Annotated in this window: 21 protein-coding genes; 9 read left to right on the forward strand and 12 right to left on the reverse strand. The window is 67.7% G+C overall.

Annotated elements, in window-relative coordinates:
* Positions 1-41: 41 nt before the first annotated feature.
* Positions 42-1,649 (reverse strand): SPFH domain-containing protein, encoded by a 1,608-nt coding sequence (locus V7Z82_RS04925; RefSeq protein ID WP_334148602.1) that lies wholly within the window; start codon positions 1,647-1,649, stop codon positions 42-44.
* 110 nt (positions 1,650-1,759) lie between these two features.
* Positions 1,760-2,188: a MarR family winged helix-turn-helix transcriptional regulator gene (locus V7Z82_RS04930; protein ID WP_334148604.1), complete on the reverse strand. Its 429-nt coding sequence runs from the start codon at positions 2,186-2,188 to the stop codon at positions 1,760-1,762.
* Positions 2,189-2,448: 260 nt separating this feature from the next.
* Between V7Z82_RS04930 and V7Z82_RS04935 the strand changes: the two genes are divergently transcribed.
* The 3 genes from V7Z82_RS04935 to V7Z82_RS04945 all read left to right on the forward strand — a co-directional run bounded on the left by V7Z82_RS04935 (position 2,449) and on the right by V7Z82_RS04945 (position 4,841).
* Positions 2,449-2,898 carry a hypothetical protein gene (locus tag V7Z82_RS04935; RefSeq protein WP_334148606.1) on the forward strand — a complete coding sequence of 150 codons (450 nt, stop codon included), beginning with the start codon at positions 2,449-2,451 and terminating at the stop codon, positions 2,896-2,898.
* 945 nt (positions 2,899-3,843) lie between these two features.
* Positions 3,844-4,197 carry a peptidoglycan-binding domain-containing protein gene (locus V7Z82_RS18110; protein WP_442927586.1) on the forward strand — a complete coding sequence of 118 codons (354 nt, stop codon included), beginning with the start codon at positions 3,844-3,846 and terminating at the stop codon, positions 4,195-4,197.
* 197 nt (positions 4,198-4,394) lie between these two features.
* Positions 4,395-4,841 (forward strand): hypothetical protein, encoded by a 447-nt coding sequence (locus tag V7Z82_RS04945; protein ID WP_334148608.1) that lies wholly within the window; start codon positions 4,395-4,397, stop codon positions 4,839-4,841.
* Positions 4,842-5,125: 284 nt separating this feature from the next.
* Here the strand turns inward: V7Z82_RS04945 and V7Z82_RS18115 are convergent, their stop codons facing one another.
* The 7 genes from V7Z82_RS18115 to V7Z82_RS04975 form a co-directional block, all read right to left on the reverse strand.
* A complete protein-coding gene (locus V7Z82_RS18115) occupies positions 5,126-5,386 on the reverse strand; it encodes a helix-turn-helix domain-containing protein (protein ID WP_442927587.1) in 261 nt (86 codons plus the stop codon).
* Positions 5,332-5,739, reverse strand: coding sequence for an NAD(+)--rifampin ADP-ribosyltransferase (gene arr, locus V7Z82_RS04950; RefSeq protein WP_334148610.1), 408 nt, complete (start codon positions 5,737-5,739; stop codon positions 5,332-5,334). The genes V7Z82_RS18115 and arr overlap by 55 nt, the downstream gene beginning before the upstream one ends.
* Positions 5,740-5,818: 79 nt before the next feature.
* The gene (locus V7Z82_RS04955) at positions 5,819-6,604 is read right to left on the reverse strand and encodes a DNA/RNA non-specific endonuclease (RefSeq protein ID WP_334148612.1); all 786 of its coding nucleotides are present in this window, start codon (positions 6,602-6,604) and stop codon (positions 5,819-5,821) included.
* Between the two features lie 48 nt (positions 6,605-6,652).
* Positions 6,653-7,054 carry a (R)-mandelonitrile lyase gene (locus V7Z82_RS04960; RefSeq protein ID WP_334148614.1) on the reverse strand — a complete coding sequence of 134 codons (402 nt, stop codon included), beginning with the start codon at positions 7,052-7,054 and terminating at the stop codon, positions 6,653-6,655.
* Positions 7,051-8,094 (reverse strand): zinc-dependent alcohol dehydrogenase family protein, encoded by a 1,044-nt coding sequence (locus V7Z82_RS04965; protein ID WP_334148616.1) that lies wholly within the window; start codon positions 8,092-8,094, stop codon positions 7,051-7,053. The genes V7Z82_RS04960 and V7Z82_RS04965 overlap by 4 nt, the downstream gene beginning before the upstream one ends.
* 56 nt (positions 8,095-8,150) lie before the next feature.
* A complete protein-coding gene (locus V7Z82_RS04970; RefSeq protein WP_334149152.1) occupies positions 8,151-9,023 on the reverse strand; it encodes an aldo/keto reductase in 873 nt (290 codons plus the stop codon).
* Between the two features lie 2 nt (positions 9,024-9,025).
* Positions 9,026-10,471 (reverse strand): MFS transporter, encoded by a 1,446-nt coding sequence (locus tag V7Z82_RS04975; protein ID WP_334148618.1) that lies wholly within the window; start codon positions 10,469-10,471, stop codon positions 9,026-9,028.
* A 100-nt stretch (positions 10,472-10,571) separates the two neighbouring features.
* Here V7Z82_RS04975 and V7Z82_RS04980 point away from each other — a divergent pair, with 100 nt between their 5' ends.
* The 5 genes from V7Z82_RS04980 to V7Z82_RS05000 all read left to right on the forward strand — a co-directional run bounded on the left by V7Z82_RS04980 (position 10,572) and on the right by V7Z82_RS05000 (position 15,404).
* Complete coding sequence (locus tag V7Z82_RS04980; protein ID WP_334148620.1) at positions 10,572-11,450, forward strand: helix-turn-helix transcriptional regulator; 879 nt, start codon at positions 10,572-10,574, stop codon at positions 11,448-11,450.
* 19 nt (positions 11,451-11,469) lie between these two features.
* Positions 11,470-11,616, forward strand: a complete 147-nt coding sequence (locus V7Z82_RS04985) for a hypothetical protein (RefSeq protein ID WP_334148622.1) — start codon at positions 11,470-11,472, stop codon at positions 11,614-11,616.
* A 152-nt stretch (positions 11,617-11,768) separates the two neighbouring features.
* A complete protein-coding gene (locus V7Z82_RS04990) occupies positions 11,769-12,743 on the forward strand; it encodes an ABC transporter permease (RefSeq protein ID WP_334148623.1) in 975 nt (324 codons plus the stop codon).
* Entirely contained in the window at positions 12,737-13,717 is a 981-nt protein-coding gene (locus tag V7Z82_RS04995; RefSeq protein WP_334148625.1) for a carbohydrate ABC transporter permease, read from the forward strand. Before V7Z82_RS04990 ends, V7Z82_RS04995 begins: the two co-directional genes overlap by 7 nt.
* A 58-nt stretch (positions 13,718-13,775) precedes the next feature.
* Positions 13,776-15,404: an extracellular solute-binding protein gene (locus V7Z82_RS05000; RefSeq protein WP_334148627.1), complete on the forward strand. Its 1,629-nt coding sequence runs from the start codon at positions 13,776-13,778 to the stop codon at positions 15,402-15,404.
* Positions 15,405-15,675: 271 nt separating this feature from the next.
* Here V7Z82_RS05000 and V7Z82_RS05005 read toward each other — a convergent pair whose 3' ends face one another.
* The 3 genes from V7Z82_RS05005 to V7Z82_RS05015 are packed head-to-tail and all read right to left on the reverse strand — an operon-like array spanning position 15,676 to position 20,298.
* On the reverse strand, positions 15,676-16,842 hold the full coding sequence (locus V7Z82_RS05005) for an ROK family transcriptional regulator (protein ID WP_334148629.1): 1,167 nt from the start codon (positions 16,840-16,842) through the stop codon (positions 15,676-15,678).
* A 53-nt stretch (positions 16,843-16,895) separates the two neighbouring features.
* Positions 16,896-17,852, reverse strand: coding sequence for an acetylxylan esterase (locus tag V7Z82_RS05010; protein WP_334148630.1), 957 nt, complete (start codon positions 17,850-17,852; stop codon positions 16,896-16,898).
* On the reverse strand, positions 17,842-20,298 hold the full coding sequence (locus V7Z82_RS05015; protein ID WP_334148633.1) for a glycosyl hydrolase family 95 catalytic domain-containing protein: 2,457 nt from the start codon (positions 20,296-20,298) through the stop codon (positions 17,842-17,844). The genes V7Z82_RS05010 and V7Z82_RS05015 overlap by 11 nt, the downstream gene beginning before the upstream one ends.
* 231 nt (positions 20,299-20,529) lie before the next feature.
* Here V7Z82_RS05015 and V7Z82_RS05020 point away from each other — a divergent pair, with 231 nt between their 5' ends.
* Complete coding sequence (locus tag V7Z82_RS05020) at positions 20,530-22,998, forward strand: X2-like carbohydrate binding domain-containing protein (protein WP_334148639.1); 2,469 nt, start codon at positions 20,530-20,532, stop codon at positions 22,996-22,998.
* The last annotated feature ends 24 nt before the right edge of the window (positions 22,999-23,022 follow it).

Below are 23,022 nucleotides of genomic sequence, written 5' to 3' on the forward strand. Positions count from 1 at the left end.
CCGCGACCGATTCGGCCGCGGCATCCGCTGTGTTCCCTGGACTACTCGTCGCTGGGCGACGGAGCCGCGGGCGGCGGCGGGGGAGTGGTCGGCTTCGACACCCGGGTCTTCGCGGGTGCGGGCGCAGTGGCCGCAGCCACGCCCTCGCCGATGCCGCGGCCGACGGCCTGGCCCTGGATGATGCCGGCCAGGTCGAGCCCGGTCGCGGAGTGCACGCTGTCGAACACCGACCGCATCGCGATCGCGCTGTCGGCGCCGACGACCTGCGACGCGCCGTCTTCGCCGGAGCCGCCGATGATCGAGACGTTGCCGATCGCCGCGTAGCCCTTCGAGAACTCCGCCATGATCGACGGCAGCACCTCGAGCACGCGCTGCGACAGGAAGGCGTCCTGGTTCGACGCGATGGCCTTCGCCTCCGCCTCGAGGGCGGCCGCTCGGGCGTCACCCTCGGCGCGGATGGCGTCTGCCTCGGCGTTGGCGCGCAGTCGGCGTGCCTCGGACTCGGCTTCCGCCTGCGAGCGCAGCGCGTCTGCCTCACCCTGTGCCTTCGCGACCGCGGCTGCGGCCTCACCATCGGCACGAGCCTTGTCGGCCTGCGCCTGCTGTTCGGCGATGCGGGTGCGGGCCTCTGCCTGCTTGACCTGCTCGATCGCGGCGGCTTCGGCCGCACGCTCACGCGTGTACAGCTCGGCCTGGGCGCGGGTCTCCGCCTCGTACCGCTGCGCGTCGGCGACGCGCTTCACGTCGGCATCCAGCTGGGCCTGACGGTTCTCGGCCTGCTGCTGCAGCACCGCCTGCTGCGCCTGCTCGCGGGCGAGGTTCTCGGCCTGCTCCGCCTCGGCGCGTGCCCGGCCGATGCCGGCGTTGGAGTTCGCCGTGTTGGTGTCGAGCGCGGTCTGCTCGATCAGGTTGGCTTCCTGGTTCGCGATGTTCTTCTGGTTGATCGCACGGTCGGCGTTCGTCTGCGAGATCTCCGCGGACTGGCGCTTTGCCTGGATCTCGGGAGCACCGAGCGACTGGATGTAGCCGACCTTGTCGGTGATGCCCTTGATCTGGAACGAGTCGAGGATCAGACCCTGCTCGGCGAGCTCCTGCGAGACGTCGGCGGCGATCTGGTCGGAGAACTTCTTGCGCTCGCGCATGAGCTCGACGACCGACAGCGTGGCCACGATGCCGCGGAGCGCGCCTTCCAGCTGCTCGGTCGTGAACTGCTCGATGGCCTTGTCCTGCGAGGCGAAACGCTCAGCTGCGCGGCGCACGAGGATGGGGTCGGAGCCGATCTTGACGATCGCGACGCCGTCGACGTTCAGCGTGACGCTGTCGAGCGACTGCGCCTCGGCGTTGAGGGAGACCTGGCGCGAGCGCAGCGAGATGATCTCGTGGCGCTGCGTGATCGGGTTGACGAGCGACTTGCCGTTCACGATGACCGTGACGGGCGACTCGGACATCTCGTCGCGGCTCGAACCGTCTGCAGCGAGGACGGCGCGTTGCACCTTCTGCTTGCGTCCCGAGATGACGAGGGCCTCGTCGGCTCGGGCCACCTTGATCCAACTGCGTGCGAACAGCAACAGGATCAGCAGGATGACGATTGCGGCGACGACAGCGACACCGACGATGACGAGGATGCCGACAGCTCCGGCGATCTCCATGGATGACCTCCCTGGTTCCCCCCGAGGGGGCGGTCTCGGACGCGCCGTGATGCGCGCCTTCACGACCCACCCTGCCAGATCGGAGAGGTGCGCGGTGCGGGCGGAGGTGCTCAGCCCTTGCGGAGCTTCTCCGCGAGGTCGCGCAGCTGGCGCAGTTCGCCGTCGTCGAGGCTGGACATCCGCTCGGCGATCGACCGTCCGTGCACGGTGGCGAGTGCCCGGAACGTCCTGGCGCCGGCTTCCGTCGCCCTGATCAGCGAGCCGCGGCCGTCCTCGGGGTCGGCGCATTTCGAGATGAGTCCTCGGGAGACCATCCGATCGACCAGGCGGGAGACGCTCGGCTGGCTGATCAGCATGTTCGCGGTCACGTCACGCAGACGAGCGACCATGTCGGGGGAGCGCGTCACCGTGAGCAGCACGTCGTACTCGGCCTGCGCGAGGTCGGAGTCCTCGAAGTCCGCCATCATCTCGGTGAACAGTTCGTGCTGTGCGCGGAACAGGCTCTCCCATGCTTGCAGGGCGAGCTTGCGATCGGTCATCCTCACAGAATAGTGCGAACAGTAAGGGCCGATCGGAGAGGCTTCCGACCGGCCCTTGTCCCTTGCACCAAGAGTGTCCTGCAATCACATGCGGTGAGTGCCACAGCAAACATTCACCGTGTGATCACTGTATAACGGCGAGATAACGAATGCAACGGTTTGGTCACGGAATTTTGAAAGCGTTGTCGGCCAAGAGGTGTCCGATGCCGCCTGGACGGGGACGAGGTCAGCTGGCCACACGGCGCTGATATCGTTTCGCCATGACTTCGCCCGACGATCGCGCCCTGTCTCGTCGCACCGTGATCGGCGCCGTCTGGGCCGCCCCGGTCGTCGCCGTGGCCGTGGCGACGCCCCTGGCCGCCGCGAGCGTGGCCGACGCGGTCGCCGTGACCGCCGACACGAGCAGTGCCACGCAGTTCCCGGTCTTCCTCACGACCACCCAGGCACTGCCCGCCGGCGTCACCGTCGACGTGAACATCGACGGGACCGCGAACCAGTGGGCGATCACCACGTCCGGTTCCATTCCGCCATCCTGGTCACAGAGCCGACTGGGCTCACGTGGCGCACGCCTCGTCTCCGGCGCAATCACCGAGCCCGCAACAGTCATCTTCGTGCTGGGTGTCGCGGGCATCGGCTCCTACCCCGGGACGGTCTTGACCGTCACAGATGCTGGCGGCGAGCTGCTGGCGGCCCGCACCATCTCTGGCTGATCGACGATCCTCCCGTCACCGTCGCACTCGAGAGACTGATCACCCGATACCAACAGCGCATCGGAAGGCATGTACGGGGGACGCGTGAGAACCGGCGGCGGGGCGAGACCTAGTTGATGATCTCGCCGCGCTCGGCGTTGATGGTCGCGATCCGCTCCCGCCACGTCGCCAGCGCTTCGGGCGTGAGCCGCGTCCAGTCGAGGACTTCGCCGATCACGCGGATCGGCTCGGTGCTGCGATACGACCGCGTCTTCCAACTCGTGCCGGTGAGCCTGTCGAAGCGAATTGCCGGATATCGACGAGCGCCGGTCGACGATCGGAGTTCATGTCTTTACGAGACACGTGACGATGTCTGCCGTCGTCTCGTGGTCGTTGGCCTCACGGGCATGCCGTCGCTCTGGGCTCTCCTTTCGGCTCGCGCACTGTCGGGGATGAAGAGGCAGCCTTCTTGCTGGCGGCTCGACCTTTGCGAGCGTTCCCGCCGGGCGGGGTGCTTGCCGCAGCAGCCCGCACAGTTGCTCTCCGAGATGAGCATTTGTGGCTCGTCGCCGGCCAGATGCCCCCCCGGAATGGGGATAGTGTGTGGCGCCGTGTAGGACTACGGTCGCATCACGACGTCGGGAGCAGGTTGACGTCGGTGGAGGCGGAAGGTCTACATCAGGCATCTCATCGTAGAGGCCGCCAAGTCCTGCACTTCCGTGCGCGGTGTTCGACCGGCCGACCTGTGTGCGCACACAACTCGCCAATGGAGGCGAAATGAGACGCAGTAATCCCAGACGAACTGGCGGACGTATCGCAGGAATAGTCGGTGCCGTAGCGCTCATCTGCGTTGCTGTGCTGGGAGTTCCGCAGGCCGCTTCGGCTAACGTACCGAACTCACCCAGTTGTTCCGACACGTTCCGAGGAACATGGGGTGATGACGAGTGTTGGCTCGGAGCAACATGGATGAACTACGGCTCGAACGTTGGCGGATTCCAGTTCATCTTGGCAGCAAAAGGGTTCAATCCAGGCCGTGTTGATTGCGGGTTTGGCTTGAACACTCGCGGCGCGACTATCCGAATGCAGCAGCAGAATGGGTTGAGTGCGGATGGAGTAGCAGGGCCGAACACCCTGACGAGGGCCCAGTCCTACGTGGTGTGGAGTGGGATCACGAATCAGAATGGTTCCTACTACAACGTCGGACTCGACGGTTTGCGATTTCAGCTGTGGAGTAACACTTGGCTAGTGAAGTCGAACACTCAAAATCAATACATCACAATGAGGTCGTACATGAGTGCATGGGCATGTGGTCTGTCATGAACACGAAGAGACTACGAATCGGATGGATCGCAGCGGCGACAGCCGCGGTAGCGCTCGTTGTGGGCGGCGCAGTAGCTTCACAGGCGGCCATCGCTTCCGTTCAACCGCCGACATCCATTCAGTCGAAAACAGCAGCGCCCGCACCCGCGCCGACGGCGACTGAGCAACCGCCGGATCATGCGGAGAAGGAGGTCCCAATGCCTGAACAGAGTGCCGAGGGTGATCTGCTGACGGTGCTTGTCGGTATCGCCGCGGAGGTGCTGCCCGTTGGTGCTGAACAGAGCAGCGCGCAGGAGTACCCGGAGCTGCACGCGGCTATGGCCATGTATGTCAGCGGGAACGATGCATACACACTCAGCATTCAACGACCGGAGCACCCCGCATCCGTCGAGGAAATGAGCGCTGGCGGAACCGCAAGTTCGACGATCCTAGCGAGCGGCTCGGAACGACTGAGCATCATTGGACCCGATTTCGAGCAGGCTGTTATCGTGCGTGAGAGCGGCTTGACAATCACCATCTCGCGAACGGGAACGTCGTCAGTCGCAGCGAAGGCAGACGCTCAGGCTCGATCCACCGTTGATTCGCTCGCGGAATCCTTGACAGCAGCGGTGGATTCAGACGAGATCGAAGCGAATATACCGTAGCCAACTTTGATGCTTCACTCGGTAGACGTCCTGGCAGCTGATCGTCCCCGCGGTCAGACAGCGTACGAACGGGCCTGCGCCGATCAGACTGCGGGCCCACGTGTTGTTGTGGGTCTCGGTGTGCCGGTGACGGGTCAGGAGTCCTCGGTACCACTCGGCGCGGTCGACGGGGAGCCGTGATCCGCGGCGCGGGGCGGGGGAGATTCCGACCATGCGTGCGACGTCGGCGCGGGGGTGGTGCAAGGACTACCAGAAGGTCCGCTGATCCGTCGCGTTGTCCATAGCTACCTACTCTTGGTGATCCGATAGACCGTGGCAATACTGACGCCGAAAACCTTCGCGATGTCAGGCACGCTCTCTCCACCATCGCGGAGCTTCTGTGCCTGACGCGCCGGTGTGCCGCCGATAGCCTCGGGGCGTCCAGCAACGCGACCTTGTGCCTTCGCCGCCTGTAAGCCAGTCAGAGCAGTCAGGTCGGTCGGTGGTGACGTCAGTTGATGATCTCGCCGCGCTCGGCGTTGATGGTCGCGATCCGCTCCCGCCACGTCGCCAGCGCTTCGGGCGTGAGCCGCGTCCAGTCGAGGACTTCGCCGATCACGCGGATCGGCTCGGTGCTGCGATACGACCGCGTCGGATTGCCGGGGAACTTCTTGTCGGTCACGTTCGGATCGTTCTCGAACGCGCCGGTCGGCTCGACCTCGTACACGCGCGGGGCGGCGTCGCCCGCCGCGAGCTCGGCAGCGAGTCCGGCGCCGTCGCGTTGCGCGGTGAAGTAGATGTGGTTCATGACGATCTCGGGTCGGTAGTTCGACCGGAAACCGGCAGTCAGCAGCTCACCCGCCGCGAGATCTGCCTTCGTGCCGTGGAAGAACGGTCCATCGTCCAGCGCTTCGCTCATCACGACAGCGTAGGACGGACGCCGACCGGGCGGAAGAATCGGAGGGGCGCGAACAGAGGTCACACGTCCGCGGCGCGATTCAGAGGATGACGTCTTCGGCCGAACCGAGCGAGCGCCACCCACCCGACTGCAGGTTCTGGTCCTGCAGGACATCCGACGCCGGCAGTGGGCCGAGGTCGACTCCGGTGATCCCGGCGATGTCGGCCACGGGTACCTGGAACGTCCGGAAGGCGCCGAGCGGCGGGTGGGCGAGCAGCCCGTCGCGGGTGTCGACGAGCTCGGTCTGGTCGAGCACGAAGCCCGCAGCGCGAAGACCGGTCGGTCCATGCCAGGCAGCGATCTTCCAGAACCGGAGCGGGATGCGGATGCCGCGGTACTCGGGATCGTCGTCGTCGAGCACCGGAGCGGTGAACACGCTCAACCGCTGGTCCGTCGTCTCGGCGTAGGCGAGCACGTGGTCTTCCAGCCCGAGCCAGAGCTCCTTCGACTGGTTGAAGCCGGCCGCCTGCGGTGCAGCGTTCGGATAGAAGAAGGTCGCCTCCATCGCCTCCTGCGCGTCCGCAGTCTCTCCCCACCCTGGATCGCGCCGGCGAACCAGGTGACCGCGGTCGAGGTCGTTCCGGGAGTACACCTCGGGTCCGGTCTGCTCCTCGGCCGGGATCCTCGGATCGAGCCGCCAGTCGCCCACCCGAGGGAGGTCGCGGAGCAGCGCGCCGTCGATGTTCACCCCGGTGACGGCTGCGAGCCGACGTGCCGGGTCGAGGAGGACCGAGAACCGCGGGTAGGCGAGATCTCGGACCTCCCCGGCCGGTCCGGGGATCGGCACAGCTGTCGCGAGGAACGCGGAATCGTAGCCGTCGGTCATGCGTCCCATGGTGCCGCAGGCCTGTGACATCCCGGGAGGCGGACCGGCTCAGCGCCGGCCGTACTCCGCATCCGTCACATGCTCCAGCCACGTCGTGGTCTCGGTCGGGTCGTCGGCGCCCTCGAGCAATGCGAGGTGCTGCATGAAGCAGTCTTCGGTGGCGCCGTGCCAGTGCTCCTCGCCGGGAGGCGTGTAGACGGTCTGCCCGGGCAGCGCCTCGACGACGGTGCCGTCGCGGGTGCCGATGAGCGCGGTGCCCTCGGTCACCCGAAGGTACTGCCCACGAGCGTGCGAGTGCCAGGCAGTGCGGGCGCCGGGCGCGAAGCGGACGAGTCCGCCCGACATCCGCTGGTCCGCATCGTGCGGTGCGAAGATCGGGTCGAACCAGACGTCACCGGTGAACTGCTCCGGAGGGTTCTTCACGGTCGGGACGCGAGGTTCGACGTTCACGCGCGCTGCTCCTCGGCCGATCCGAGAGTCAGCAGCACCTTGGTGGCGCGGCGCTCGTCCATCGCCTTGTAGCCCTCTGCGGCATCCTCGAGCGGCAGTGTGAGGTCGAACACCACGCCAGGGTCGATCTCGCGATCCCAGATGAGCTGGATGAGCTTCGGCAGGAACCGTCGCACGGGCGCCGGACCACCGTGCAGATGCACGCCGGAGAAGAACAGCTCGTTCCCCGGCAGCTCCACGTCGTGCGAGACGCCGACGTAGCCGATGTGCCCGCCAGGGCGAGTCGAGCGGATCGCCTGCATCATCGACTCCTGCGTGCCGACTGCCTCGATCACGGAGTGCGCGCCGAGCCCGTTCGTCAGCTCCTTGATCTTGGCGACGCCGGCATCGCCTCGCTCCTCGACGATGTCGGTCGCGCCGAAGCTGCGGGCGAGCTCCTGGCGGTCGGCATGCCGGCTCATCGCGATGATCCGTTCGGCGCCGAGCTCCTTCGCGGCGAGGATGCCGAGCAGCCCGACCGCGCCATCGCCGACCACGGCGACGGTCTTGCCGGGCCCGACCTCGGCGGCGACGGCGGCGAACCACCCGGTGCCGAGCACGTCGGACGCCGCCAGCAGGGCCGGGACCAGGTCGGCATCAGGCTGCCCAGGCGTCGCGACCAGCGTTCCGTCGGCGTGCGGGATCAGCGCGTACTCGGCCTGGGTGCCGATGCTGCCCATCGAGACGACGTGCATGCAGCGGGACTGATAGCCGGCCTGGCAGATCTCGCAGGTGTTGTCGGATGCCATGAACGACCCGACGACGAAGTCGCCGACCTTGATGTGCTCGACGGCGTCACCGATCTCCTCGACGACGCCGACGTACTCGTGGCCCATCGGGGTGGCGTCGACGCCGTCTGCGCCGCGGTACGGCCAGAGGTCGGATCCGCAGATGCAGGTCGCCGCGAGCTTGATGACGGCATCCGTCGGGCGGGTGATGGTCGGCTTCGGCCGGTCCTCGACCCGGACGTCGCCGGGTCCGTGCATGATGACTCCACGCATGTGGTGATGCTCCTTCTGGTGAGTCGACGTCGTCGGATTCGAGTGCGCCGGACGGGTCATGCCTCCGGGATCTCCCGGCTGAAGGTCTCGAGCGTGACGTCGTCGGGCTCGGGACCGCGGCGCACGTCGGTGTCGAGTGCGTCGATCGATGCGAGCTGATCGGCGGTGAGTTCGAAGTCGAACACGTCGAAGTTCTCGGCGATGCGCGCAGGGCGCACCGACTTCGGCAGCGCCGAGCGGCCCTGCTGCAGGTGCCAGTGCAGCATCACCTGGGCGGGAGACTTGCCGTGCTCGGCGCCGATCGCCTTGAGGGTCTCGTCGTCGAACGCTGATGCACCGTTCGGACGGTACGACGTGATCCCGCCGATCGGCGACCATGCCTGCGTGACGGTGCCGGCCGCGGCATCCGCGTCCTGCACATCGCGCTGCTGGAAGTAGGGGTGCAGCTCGATCTGGTTCAGGGCCGGGACGATCGAGGTCTCGTCGGCCAGGCGTGCGAGGTGCTCCCGCATGAAGTTGCTGACACCGATCGAGCGCACGCGGCCGTCGGCGAGCAGCGTCTCGAGCGCCGTGTACGCGCCCACTGTCAGGTCGAAGCGCGAGGGCAGCGCCTGGTGCAGGATCAGCAGATCGAGCTGATCGACGCCGAGTTTGCCGGTCGACTTCTCGAACGCGTGCAGCGTCTCGTCGTAGCCGAAGTCGTTGATCCAGACCTTCGTCTCGATGAAGACCTCGTCGCGGGGGATGCCGACCCGGCGGATGGCCTGGCCGACCTCGCGCTCGTTGCCGTAGGCCGCGGCGGTGTCGATGAGACGGTAGCCGGTCTCGAGGGCCGACTCCACGGCTGCGACGGTCTCCTCGGGAGCCGCCTGGAACACGCCGAAGCCGAGTGCCGGCATGGTGACGCCGTTGTTCAGGGTGAGATTCATGGTCATACCTCCAGTGTGGGAACGGATGCGGGGGAGTGGGAGGGGCTGGCGTTACCACCCTGCATCGTGGCAGTGCGGCGGTGGGGAGCAACGAGGGTGAGCGCCAGCACGAGGGCGATGCCGAGCAGCACGGTCGCGCCGGTGAGCGCTGCGGAGACCTCGGCGGTGAGGGTGACCGACGGCGCGGTGCCTGGCACATCGGATGCCGCGGCCACCGCCGCGAGGATGCCGAGGCCGAGCGACATCCCCACCTGGTGGAACGTGTTGACGACGCCGGATGCGGCACCTGCGTCGGCGGTGGATGCGCCGGAGAGGCCGAACGTGGTCATCGGTGCGAACGCGAGACCCTGGCCTGTGCCGATCAGGAGCATCGGGAGTGCGACGGCGGTCAGGTAGGCGCTCTCGGGCGTGAGGCGGCTGAGCCAGAGCATGCCGGCCAGCGTCAGCGCGACGCCGACGAGGAGCGGCCAGGTGTTGCCGGCACGGCCGACCAGGCGTGGGATCGCGAGCGCGACCGCGAAGTTCACGAGCGTCATCGGAAGGAAGGCGAGACCCGCCTGCAATGCCGTGAAACCGAGCACACCCTGCAGGAACTGGGTCGTGAAGAAGAAGAACCCGATCATCGCCCCGAGATACGTGAGGCGGACGAGGTAGGCGCCGGTTCGGATGCGGCTGCCGAAGAGACGCAGCGGCATGATGGGCTGCGCGGCGCGCGCCTCGGCGAGGACGAATGCGACCAACATCGCCATGGCTGCGGCGAAGGACGCGAGCGTGATCGGGTCGCCCCACCCGGCCTCGGCACCGTGCAGCAGTCCGAACACGAGTGCGCCGATGCCGAGCGTCGAGGTGAGGGCGCCGGTGATGTCGAAACGGCCGCGCGCGGCATCCGTCTCGGGCAGGAATCGGGGAGCGAGCACGATCATCGCGATGCCGATCGGCACGTTGATCCAGAAGCCGGCGCGCCAGCTCAGCAGGGTGGCGGCGGCGCCGCCCACGAGCATCCCGAGGCTCGCGCCGATGCCGGCGGTCGCGGCGTACCAGGCGACGGCGCGGTCCCGTTCCGGTCCCTCGAAGCTCGCGGTGAGCAGCGAGAGGGCGGACGGGGCGACGATCGCCGCGCCGACGCCCTGGACGGCACGCGCGGCGATGATCCACCAGGCTGCCGGGGCGACGGCGATCAGCAGCGACGCGATCGAGAACACGACGAGGCCGAACACGAACACCCGACGGCGTCCGAGCAGGTCACCGGCTCGCGCGCCGAGCAGCAGCAGGCCGCCGAACACCAGCGTGTAGGCGTCCTGCACCCAGGCGAGGTCGGACGACGACAGGCCCAGGTCCGCCTGCAGGCTCGGCAGTGCGGTGAAGATCACCGAGTTGTCGAGCAGGATCATGAAATAGCTGACGAGGATGATCGTCAGGATCGCTGTCGTGTTCCGCTTCGAGGTCATGCATCCAGTGCACTCCTGCTGCGGCATCCGGGGCAGTGACGGCTCTCCCCGGTACTGCCAGTACCTCCCTGCGCGGACCTACAGGGCGTAGCGTCGGAGTATGGACACCCGCAGCGACGTGCGCGAGTTCCTCTCCACGAGGCGCGCCCGCATCACCCCCGACCAGGCAGGACTCCCGGCATTCGGTGGCAACCGCCGCGTGCCCGGTCTGCGCCGCGAAGAGGTGTCGTTGCTCGCCGGCGTGAGCGTCGACTACTACACGCGCCTCGAGCGTGGCGACCTCTCCGGCGTCTCCGACAGCGTGCTCGACTCGCTCGCCAGAGCCCTGCAGCTCGACGACGCCGAGACCGCGCATCTGTTCGACCTCGCCCGCACTGCCAACGCATCCCCGGTGGCGCGCAAGCCGCGCAAGAAGGCCGAGACGATCCGGCCGAGCATCCAGCGACTGCTCGACGCCATGACCGGGGCGCCCGCCCTCGTCAGCAACAACTACTTCGACTACCTCGGTGCGAACGAGCTCGGTCGAGCGCTCTACGCACCGCTCTGGGCCGAGGCCGAGCCGAACAGTGCGCGCTTCGCCTTCCTGAACCCGGCGGCACAGGACTTCTACGTCGACTGGGAGCGCAACACGCAGGACCTCGTGGCAGCGCTCCGCGGCGAGGCAGGGCGCAACCCCTACGACCGCAAGCTCAGCGATCTCGTCGGTGAGCTCTCCACCCGCAGCGAACGCTTCCGCACGCTGTGGGCGGCCCACAACGTGCGCTATCACCGCAGCGGCGTGAAGCGGTTGAACCATCCGATCGTCGGCGAGATCGAGCTCGTCTACGAGGCCTTCGAGCTGCCGGCCGATCCGGGCCTGCGCATGGCGACGTACACCGCAGAACCGAGCACTCCCTCCGAGGACAAGCTCAAGATGCTCGCCAGCTGGGTCGCGACGGAATCCGCTGACGTGCCGGGGAAGACCGCGACCGAGGCATAGCGTCCGATCCCTTCGAATCGTGTGTGCCCCACTTCGCCGAGGTGCCGGTTCCCCCGCGCTGGACGCTCCATCGCTCGTGCTGGTGGTGGTGCTGACGGTGCGGCTTGCTGCGCCGATCGCGATGATCGCCGTGCACAACGCGCGCGTCTCGCGTCTCGGCGTCTGACAGCGTGGGAGTCGCTCGCTGGGAGACGTCGGCGATGCGCTGCGACGCCCACGTGCTCGCGGCCTGAGCGAGACATCCGATATCCCGGGTTGCGCGCGCGCCGTCTGCGGGGTTATATTACGGCGTAAAGTAATTATCCCGAGAGGGCAGACATGACGCTCAGCGTTGAGCACGACATCCCGGCCGCCACCGCGGTCGAGACCCCGACACGACAGCCGCGCCGCTCGCGATTCCGGCGCAGTCTGCGCCGCTACTGGCAGCTGTACCTGCTGCTGCTCCTGCCCATCATCTGGTTCATCGTGTTCCGATACGTCCCGATGGCGAACGCGGTCATCGCCTTCAAGAACTACAACCCGATCGACGGCGTCTGGGGCAGCCCCTGGGTGGGCTTCGACAACTTCGCGAACCTGTTCCGCAACCCGGTCTTCCCGCGGCTCGTCGGCAACACGTTCCTGTTGGCCGCGTACACGCTGATCGCGAGCTTCCCGCTGCCGATCATCCTCGCGCTCGCCCTGAACGAGGTGCGGCTGCGGTTCTTCAAGCGCACCGTGCAGCTCGTCACCTACGCGCCGTACTTCATCTCCACCGTCGTGGTGGTGTCGATGACGATCCTGCTGCTGTCGCCTCGTGTCGGTCTGCTCGGCCGCGCGTTCAGCTTCTTCGGCGCCGGTCAGGTCGACCTGCTCGCGAACGCCGACTTCTTCCGCCACATCTACGTGGCCACCGACATCTGGACCACGACCGGCTACTCGGCGGTGATCTACCTCGCCGCCCTCGCCTCCGTCGACACCTCGCTCTACGAGGCGGCGAAGATCGACGGCGCGACCCGCCTGCAGAAGATCTGGAACGTCGACATCCCGGCGCTGATGCCGACTGCGACGATCATCCTGATCCTCGGTGTCGGCAACATCATGGCGATCGGCTTCGAGAAGGCGTTCCTCCTGCAGAACGCCCTGAACCTCTCCACCTCGGAGATCATCCCGACGTACGTGTACAAGACCGGCATCCTCAACGCGAACTTCAGTCTGGGCGCGACGATCGGGCTCTTCAACGCCGTGATCAGCCTCGTGCTCCTGCTCGTGGTGAACGGTGTCTCCAAGCGAGTGACGGGGAACGGACTGTGGTGACCACGATCAACACCGAGGCGCTCCTCACCGAGGAGATCGTCGTCGCGACGGGCACGAAGCGGGGGCGTCGCCGCGATCCGCTGACACGCGGCGTGAAGGTCAAGGAGACTCGCGCAGACCGCACGTTCGTGATCGCCGCCTACATCCTGCTCAGCGTGTTCCTGCTGGTGGTGGCGCTGCCGCTGCTGAACATCCTCGCGAGCTCGCTCTCGAGTCCGCAGGCCGTGTCTTCCGGACGGGTGCTGTTCTGGCCGGTGGAGTTCACCTTCCGCGGCTACGAGGAGGCGCTCGGCAACCCGGCGATCCTCCGCGGATTCGGCAACTCGATCTTCTACACCGTCGTCGGCACGCTGATCAGCATCCTCGGCACGGTCGCGATCGCCTACCCGCTGTCGCGGACGCAGCTCTTCGGGCGCAAGGTCATCACCGGCGGCGTCGTGTTCACGATGCTGTTCAGCGGCGGTGTCATCCCGATGTACCTCGTGGTGCAGTCGCTCGGCATGCTCGACACCCGCTGGTCGATGCTGCTGCCGAACGCGATCGGCGTGTGGCAGGTCATCATCGCGATCGTGTACTTCCGAAGTGCGGTGCCGGACGAGGTGTACGAGGCAGCGCAGCTCGACGGCGCGAGCGAGCTGCGGATCCTCTGGACCATCGTGGTGCCGTTGGCGAAGCCGCTGCTCGCCGTGATCGCCCTGATGTACGCGATCATGCAGTGGAACTCCTACTTCGACGCACTGCTCTACCTGCGCGATGCCGATCTGCAGCCGCTGCAGCTCGTGCTTCGCGGCCTGCTCATCCTGAACGACACCGGCGGCGGCGGCGATGTCGCCGAGCAGCTGCGCCGACGCGAACTGGCGGACCTGCTCCGCTACTCGACCGTCGTGATCGCGACGATCCCGATGCTCGTCGCGTATCCGTTCGTCGCGAAGTACTTCAGCAAGGGGATCATGGTCGGCGCCGTCAAGGGCTGATCGATCCCCCACCCAGACCCACCACGCACACCCGAACCGGTCAAAGGAGATTCCGGAAATGAGACACAGCATCATCAGAGGGGCCGCCGCCGTCAGCGTCATCGCCATGGCGACGCTCACGATGGCCGCCTGCACATCACCCAGCGACGACAACGGGCAGCTCGTGGCCTTCGGGCCGCAGGGCGACAACGGCTCACTCAAGGACAACGCCTTCACACTGGCGCTGGAGAAGCAGTTCGACATCGACTTCGACTGGCAGACGACGACCTACGACGGCAGCGTCGCCGGTGAGAAGCGTCAGGTGTCGCTCGCGAGCGGCGACTATCCCGACGCGTACTTCCTGGTGCCGTGGGTCGACGCGTTCTCGCGCAACGAGATCCTCAAGTACGGGCAGCAGGGTGTGCTCGTGCCGCTCGAAGACCTGATCGACGAGTATGCGCCGAACCTCAAGGAGCGCTTCGACGAGAAGCCCGACTGGAAGGAATCGGTCACTGCGCCGGACGGCCACATCTACGCGATCACGCAGTGGACCGAGTGCTACCACTGCAGCTATCCGTCGAAGCTCTGGATGAACACGACCTGGCTGGACAACCTCGGCCTCTCCCAGCCGACGACGACGGAGGAGCTGCGCACCGTGCTGCGCGCCTTCAAGAACGACGACCCCAACGGCAACGGGCAGGCCGACGAGGTGGCGCTGAGCGCCTCGGCATCCGAACCGGTCATCAACTACTTCATGAACTCCTTCGCGTACGCGCCGTACGGCAGCCCGTCGAGCCCGCCGCCGATGGTGATGGACGGCGACACGGTCACGATCTCCGCGACGTCCGACGGCTGGCGCGCCGGCCTGGAGTACATCGCATCGCTCGCCGACGAGGGACTCATCGACACGGCGTCGTTCACCCAGAACGGCAACGCGCTGCGGGCACTGGGCGACAACGCGGATGCCGAGATCCTCGGCTCCGCTGCAGTGCTGCACCCGTACGAGATCGTGACGGCGGAGTCGCCGGACGGCCGCGACACGCACTACGACGCGGTGCCTCCGGTCAAGGGCCCTGACGGTACGCAGTTCGCCACGTACCGCTCGCCGGTCAGTCCGCTCGGCATGTTCGCTCTCACGAACAAGTCGACGGAGGAGGAGCGCATCAAGGCCATCAAGGTGATCGACTACCTGGTGACCGAGGAGGGCGACAAGCTGGGCGCCATGGGCCCGGAGGGCGAGGCGTGGGTGCCGGCCGTCGAGGGCGACGTCGCGCTCGATCCCGAACTCGAGCCCAGCTTCAAGCCGCTCACGTACGACGAGACGTCGAATGCCTCGTGGCGCTCGATGGGGCAGTACTGGGACTCGCTCGAGTACCGCAACTCGCAGGTCGTGCCGGAAGACGTCTACTCCCCGGACGGCTACGAGCGTCGACTCCTCAATGCCACGAAGGAGTACGAGCCCTTCGCGCCGGATGAGAGCATCCTGTTCCCGGCGGAGAAGCTGTGGCCGAACCCCGACACCTCGGCCGAGCTCGCCGAGCTGCAGACGAACATCGCGACCTACATCACGCAGGCGCAGGCGGAGTTCGTCACCGGTCAGCGCGACATCAACGACGACGCGGCGTGGCAGGCGTACATCGACGATCTGAACGGTCTGGGCGTCGAGCGCTACCTGGAGCTGCAACAGGAGCTGTACGACGCACTGTGAGCGACAGGACTGCCCGGCGGGATCCGTTCCCGCCGGGCAGTCCTGTGTGTGCGGTCGGGTCCCTGAGCCGGATTGTCGTCGGGTCCCTGAGCCTGTCGAAGGGCCGGCTCACGTTGGGTCCCCGAGCTTGTCGAAGGGCCCTGAGGGGCGCTTCGACAAGCTCAGCGACCCAGGTCGGCTCAGCGACCCAGGTCGGCTCAGCGACCCAGGTGGGCTCAGCGACCCAGGTCGGCTCACCGACCCAGGCTCGGGTCAGCGATGCATCCGCACGTCAGCGCACGAGCGACTGGATCGCTGCAGCAGCGGCGCCCCTGGCCCAGTCCTCGAAGGTGTGCGGGCGTGCGACGATCGGGCAGCGCGCTGCGGCACCGAAGGCATGAGCCTCGAACGCGCTGCGCAGGGTGGCGTCGAACAGATCGAAGTTCGAGACGCCCTCACCGCCGATGATGACGAGCTGCGGCCCGGTGAGGTTCACGAGCGTGGCGATCGCGGTGCCGATCAGCGTGGCAGCCTCGTCGAAGGCCGCCATGGCCGCAGGGTCGCCGTCGTGCGCGAGCCGGACAGCCTCGTCGATCCCGATCTCCCGCCCGTGGGATGCCGATACGGTCGCCTCGATCGCGCCCGTGGAGGCGACGGCCTCCACGCATCCGCGACGTCCGCAGGGGCAGATCCGCGTCGGATCGGCGAGTGGCAGATGACCGATCTCGCCGGCGACGCCGTAGGCGCCGGTGACGACCTGACCGTTCAGATGCAGGCCGCTGCCGATGCCGCGACCGATCGTCACGATCGCGAATGAATCGGTGCCGAGGCCGACGCCGAACCAGTGCTCGCCGACCGTGAGGGCGTGCACGTCGTTCTCGAGGGTGACGGGGCGGCCAAGGCGATCCTGCAGCCGGCCCGCGAAGGGCTCGTCGTGCCATCCCATGAGCGCGGATTCGCGGACGACGCCGGTGTCGGTGTCGACATCGCCGGAGATCGAGACGCCGAGGCCGGCGATCGCCGCCGACCGGCCGCCGAGTTCGAGCTCGAGGGTCGCGACGACGTCGACGATCGCATCGAGCACCGATTCGGGGTCGTGCGCGTCGAGTCGTCGGTGGTCCGCGGCGAGCACGGCGGTCGTGAGATCGGTGGCGACGGCGATGACCTCGTCGACGTTCACCTTCACGCCGAGCATGATCATCGCTCCGGGGATGATCGACACCGGAGCCACCGGGCGCCCTGGGTTGCCGTCCCGGTGCGCAGCAGGGGGCGCGTCGACCAGCCCGGCCGCGACGAGCGGCGAGACGGCCTTGGTGACCGCCGCCTGCGAGAGCCCGGTGTGTCGCGCGATGTCGATGCGGCTGATCGGACTGCGGGTGAGGATCGTCGCGAACACCTTCGACCCGGCATCCGATGCGGAGCGGATGAGGGTCGTGCGTGTTGCGGTGTCGTGGTCCATCGAATTCCTCTTGTCAACGGCAACGGTAGCGAATCAGCGGCCCGGTCGGCGGATCACGCGGCGCCAGGGCCGAGGTGCGCCGCCGCGAACTCGATCGCATTCTCCTCGTCGAGGTCGCCGCCGGCCTCATGCCCGTTGTAGGGCCAGAGCACGATCTGCTTCTCGCCTGCGTACGCTGCGAAGGTCGGCAGGACGGATGCCGGCGGCGTGATGCCGTCGCGCAGACCGGTGCTGAGCAGTGCGGGGGCGGTCGCCCGCTTCGCGTGATTGACGCCATCGAAGTAGCGGAGCGTGTCGAGCGCGGTCGGGGTGTCGAGCCGGCGATCCGCGAAGTGCTGGGTGAGCTGCGAGTACGGGTGCTCGACGCTCAGCTCCGCGACCCGGTTCAGTTCGCACAGGAACGGCGCCTGGATGATCGCGACGGAGAGATCAGGGACGAGGCCGGCCATCGCGAGGGCGATCCCGCCGCCCTGACTCGCACCGACCACGCCGACACGCGCCGGGTCGACCAGGGAACTGGACCGGAGGGCCTCGACGGCCCGGACGGCGTCGGCGTACACCCGGCGGTAGTAGTACTCGCGCGGCGAGCGGAGGCCACGGACCAGGAATCCGCCGGCCGACGGGCCGCCGTCCGGGTGGTCGTCATCCGTGTCGCCGTGACCCTGCCCGCGCGCGTCGACGACCAGATGGGCGTAGCCGGCGGCAGCCCAGCGCAGGTCGCGCAGCGCATGGCCACGGCCGTTGCCGTAGCCGAAGAACTGCACGAGCCCGGGGAGCGGCGACGCGAGTCCTCGCGGCACTCGGAGCCAGGCATGGATGCGGGAGCCGCCGAAGCCACGGAACGTCACGTCGAACACGTCGATCACCGCGAGGCGGGACGGACGGGGGTCGATCGTGACGTCGAGCGGGTGCTGCCGCGTCTCGGCGAGGGTCTCCGCCCAGAATGCGTCGAAGTCGATCGGTTCGGTCTGCGTGGTGATCGCATCGACCACCGCTGTCTCACCGTGCACTGGAGTCGCCTCCTGCGAGTGCGGCATCGGCGAGCTCGGGCACCGGGAGATCGACGTATGCCCCCGCGGGCACGCGCACCGAGAGGCGCCGACCGGCGCTCTCGACGGTCACATCGCGGTCTTCCGCGAGCCGGTTCCGCAACCGTGCCTCGACGAGCCGACCATCGCGCCAGGCGATGTCCGCGACCAGACCGGTGCGGACGCCGATGCCCTGCGCGTCGCCGACGGTCCAGGTCGAGGGCAGCGCCGGCAGCAGGCGGACGACGCCGCCGTGGCTCTGCACGAGCAGTTCGGCGATCGCGGCGGGGAAGCCCAGGTTCGCGTCGATCTGGAACGGCGGATGCGTGCTGAAGAGGTTGGGCAGCAGTCCGCCCCACTCCGAGCCGTCGACGGGCCCGTGCCTGGTGGCGTCGCCGTCGAATGCGGTGAGCGCTTCGTCGAGCAGGGATGCCGCGGTGTCACCGTCGCCGATGCGGGCGCGCAGCGCGATCTTCCACGCCCACGACCAGCCCATGGCACCAGGTCCTCTGGCGTCGAGCAGACGGACCGCGGCGTCGAAGAGCTCGGGTGTGCGCTCGCGCGTGGTCACGTCGAGCGGGTAGACCCCGACCATCGGGGTCATGTGTCGGTGCAGCGGTTCGACCTCGACCACGTTGGCCGACCATTCGCTGATCCGTCCGTCGGCGCGGATGCCGAGCGGGGCGAGCAGGCGCAGGGCGCGCTCGATCTCGTCGGCGAGCGCCTGCTCCTCGAGCTCCAGGACGTCGATCGCGGTCTGCGCCCGCTCGAGCAGGCTCTGGATGAGCAGCAGATCGGATGCCGAGGTGAGCCCGAGCGCGGTGCCGTCGCCGTCCGGCGCGAAGAAGGAGTTCTCCGGCGAGGTCGACGGGGAGGTGCGCAGTCGTCCGCCGGCATCGAGCACGAGCCAGTCGAGGGTGAACTCGACGGCGCCGCGCAGGACCGGCCAGATGCGGTCGCGCAGCAGCTCGCCGTCGCCGCCGAATTCGTAGGCATCCCAGAGGTTGTGCGTGAGCCACACGCCACCCAGCATCCAGATCGCCCAGCTCGGTGCGCCGTGCCCGCCGCCGACCGGGAGGCTCCAGCCCCACAGGTCGGAGTTGTGGTGCGCGACCCAGCCCCGAGCGCCGTACAGCTCACGGGCGACATCCGTCCCGGTGTCGGCGAGCTTCTCGACGAGGGCGAGCAGCGGCTCGAAGGAGTCGTCCATGCCCAGGAGGGGTGCCGCCCAGTAGTTCATCTCGGTGTTGATGTTGATCGTGTAGTTCGACGACCATGCGGGGCGCAGCTGATCGTTCCAGATGCCCTGCAGGTTCGCCGCCGGACTGCCGGAGCGCGAGCACGATGCCAGCAGATATGCGCCGAACTCGGCGATCACGGTGGTCTTCAGGGCAAGGTCGTCGCCGTGCAGGATGTCGCGGTCGACATCCCAGACGCCCTCTCGTCGGCCGCCGATCGCGAACCGTGCCCGAGACACACGCCGTCGGTCGGCGATGTGATCGTCGAACAGGTCGGAGGCGCCGCGATGGGCCGCGGCGTCCGCCTGCTCGATGGCACGGTCCCGGATCTCCTCGCGTGAGGCGATCCGCCACTCCTCGTCAGCGCCGGCCCACCACGACGCGGCGCGGGACGATGTGGAGAGGGCGATCAGCAGTCGTCGTGCGCCGTGCACGGTCGCGCCCGTCGACGTGACCTCTGCACGTCCGTCGGTGCGCCACGAGATCGCGACGCCGGCGAAGGCATCGAATCCTGCGGTGTCGTCGTCGGCGTAGCGCAGCGGCTCGGCGACGGATTCCTCGTGCAGCGGTGCGCCGTCGATCGGCGCCACGATATCGAGTGTCATGCCGCCGTCGCGGTGCGTGACGACGCCGCGGAGCGGGGTGGTGAGCATGAGCGACGCCGTGAACTCGGCATCCGCGTCGATCTCGATGATGAGGGCCTGCGCCGGTGCCGACACCCAGGAGCGCCGACGGAGCCGGCCGCCCGGAATCCGCAGGGTCTCCAGCAGTGCCGCTTCGTCGAGGTCGAGCACGCGAGCGGGGTGCTCGGCGACGGCATCCGCGATCCGCACCTCGAGATCGGCCAGCGGTAGGAACTCCTGCGAGTACGGGCCCTCGAACGCCATCAGGAGCTGTTCGGCGCCGCGCACGTCTCCGGCATCGAGCGCTGCCCGCACGTCGGCGAGTCGCTCAGGGCCGGCGCCGGCGGCGATGACGTCCCGGAGTGCGGCGGCCGGTCCGTCCGGCGTTCCGGACCACAGCGTCGAGTCGTTGAGCGCGTAGCGGCCGGTCGATCCGCCGAAGGCCATCGCGCCGATCCGGCCATTGCCGAGGGGCGCTGCCTCTTCCCACGTCGCTGCGGGCGTCGACCACGAGAGCCCGAGCGTGTGGGCCGAGCGGGAGGGCGTTTCGGGCGTTGAAGGCGACATCGATCTTCCGGTGAGGTCAGGTGGCGTCCGATGGTCATGGTCGGCCCTGTCGGCGATGACAGACCTCGGATGTTTGCTTGCGAAGCCAGCGTAAAGGTGATTAATTACCGGTGTCAAGTAATTGGTCGGGGGAGCGGCGGCTCTGGAGGAGCCGCTCACGTCCTGACTCTTCTGGGGCCGCGCGACGACGCGCGGGAGGTATCACCGTCGATTCCACCACGAGAGGAAATCATGAGCAGAACGAAACAGACCGGCAGGTCGCGATGGCTGGCTGCGCTCGCCGCCGGAGCCCTCCTGCTGGGGTCCGGCACGGCGACGACCGCCATGGCCGACGCAGTACCGGCATCCGCCGCGGCATCGCATCCGTCTCAGTCCGGCACCGTGGTCGGCGCGACATCGACTCCCGAGGAAGAGCCGCTCGGCGCCCGCCCGTACATGGGCTGGAGCAGTTACAGCATGCAGGTCTATGCCGGGAACGGGCAGAGCTGGATCACCGCCGACCAGCTGATCTCCCAGTCCGACGCCATGCACGAGAAGCTGCAGGAGTTCGGCTACGAGTACATCAACATCGACGCGGGCTGGAACGGCGGCGTCGACGACCATGGGCGCCCCGTCCCGAGCTCGACCCTGTATCCGAACGGGCTGCAGGCCGTCATCGACCACATCCACGGCAACGGTCAGAAGGTCGGGCTGTACTTCATCCCCGGCATCTCCGCCGAGGTGTCCGAGGCCGAGCTGCCGATCTTCGGCGCACCGGAGTGCACGACCGGCGACGTCGTGAAGCGACCGCTCCAACAGGCCGACTACTGGGGCATCGGACACCGCATCGACTTCTCGACGCCCTGCGGACAGGCCTACATCGATTCGATCGCCGACCTCATCGGCGAGTGGGGCATCGACTTCGTGAAGTTCGACAGCGTCACGCCCGGATCCGGGGTCGGCGACCTCTCGCTCGACGCACGTGATGACGTCGCCGCGTGGTCGCAGGCGCTGGAGCGCAACGGCATCTGGTTCGAGCTCTCCTGGGCACTCGACATCCGGTACGCCGACTACTGGAAGGAGCACGCGAACGGCTGGCGCATCGACTGGGATGTCGAGTGCTATTGCCAGAACGAGGCGCTCACCACGTGGGACAACATCGCGCGACTGTTCCCGAAGGCATCCGAATGGTGGCGGCACGCAGGGCCGGAGGGCTGGAACGACTTCGACTCGCTGAACGTCGGCAACGGCAGGATGGACGGTCTGACCAAGGACGAGCGCCGCACGGCTGCGACGTTCTGGGCCGTCTCGGCCGTGCCGATGTACATCGGCAACGACATGACGAAGCTCGACGACTACGGGATCGAGCTGCTCACCAACACCGAGGTGATCGGTGTGAACCAGGCGGGTCGTCCAGCGCATCCGGTCTCCACGGCCACGACGCGACAGACCTGGTACTCCACGAACCCCGACGGTTCGGTGACGGTCGCGGTGTTCAACCTCGGTCGCACCGACGCCGACATCACCGTGTCGCTCGCCGACCTCGGCATCCAGGGTTCGGTGAAGGTGCGGGACCTCTGGCGCAAGAAGAACCTCGGCAGCGTGACGGGGGAGTTCGTCGCGACGGATGTCCCGGTGCACGGCACCAGGCTCTTCACCTTCACGCCGGCGAAGAAGAGCACCATCACGCTCAACGATGATGACGCCCGCCTCACCTACGACGGCGCGTGGACCCGGAACGGAGGGGCCGAGGTGCCGGCGAGGTCGCAGACGCTGACCGTGTCGTCGTTCGACTCCTCGCAGGGCGGACAGGCCCCTGAGCCCGGACCGTCGAACGTGCGCACGATCAACGACGACGACCCCGGCATCGTCTACAGCGGCACCTGGAGTCAGAGCGGTGGTCGCGGCATGGGCGACTACCAGGATGACGTGCACTACAGCGAGGCCGACGGATCGGCGTTCGAGTATTCGTTCGTCGGCACCGGCATCGACTGGTTCACCGAGACGCACTCCTCGCAGGGCGACGTCGAGATCTTCCTGGACGGCGTGCTCGTCGACACGGTCGACACCTTCCGGGCCGACGGACGCGGCGTGCAGCAGAAGGTGTACGGCGTGCGCGATCTGGCGAACGGCTCGCACACCCTGCGCGTCGTGAAGAAGTCGGGGCAGTTCATGCTGAGCGACCGCATCGACATCGTGCAGGAGGGTGTGATCGACATCGATCGGGTGTCCTTCGACCGTGCGGAGCCCGCGGATGCCACGGTGACGCTGCTGCGCGACCCTGGCGAGCTGCTCGGGGTGTACCGCGAGGGCACCGCGCTGGTCGGCGGCGTCGACTACACGATCGACGGATCGACCGTGACCTTCGGGTCCGGCTACCTGGCATCGCTGCCGGACGGCGACTCGGGGCTGGAGTTCCGCTTCCGCGGAGACTTCCGCGACGACGTGCACTCGACCACCGTGGACGGTGCCTCCGTCTCGCTCACGTTCAGCGGCTCGAAGGTCACGGTCACCGGTGCGATCGGACCCGATCAGGGCACGGCGGAGATCCGGGTCGACGGCACGGTCGTCGACACGGTCGATCTGCACGGCGACGTGCGGCTCACGCAGCAGGAGCTGTTCACGCTCGACGGCCTGAAGAAGGGCGAGCACACGATCACGGTCGTGAAGGCATCGGGTGAGGTGCTGCGCCTCGACGCGCTGTCGTACGTGACGCGGTGAGACACGGGGTGCGGGCGGTGATGC

Source organism: Microbacterium sp., assembly GCF_036823965.1.
GTDB lineage: Bacteria > Actinomycetota > Actinomycetes > Actinomycetales > Microbacteriaceae > Microbacterium.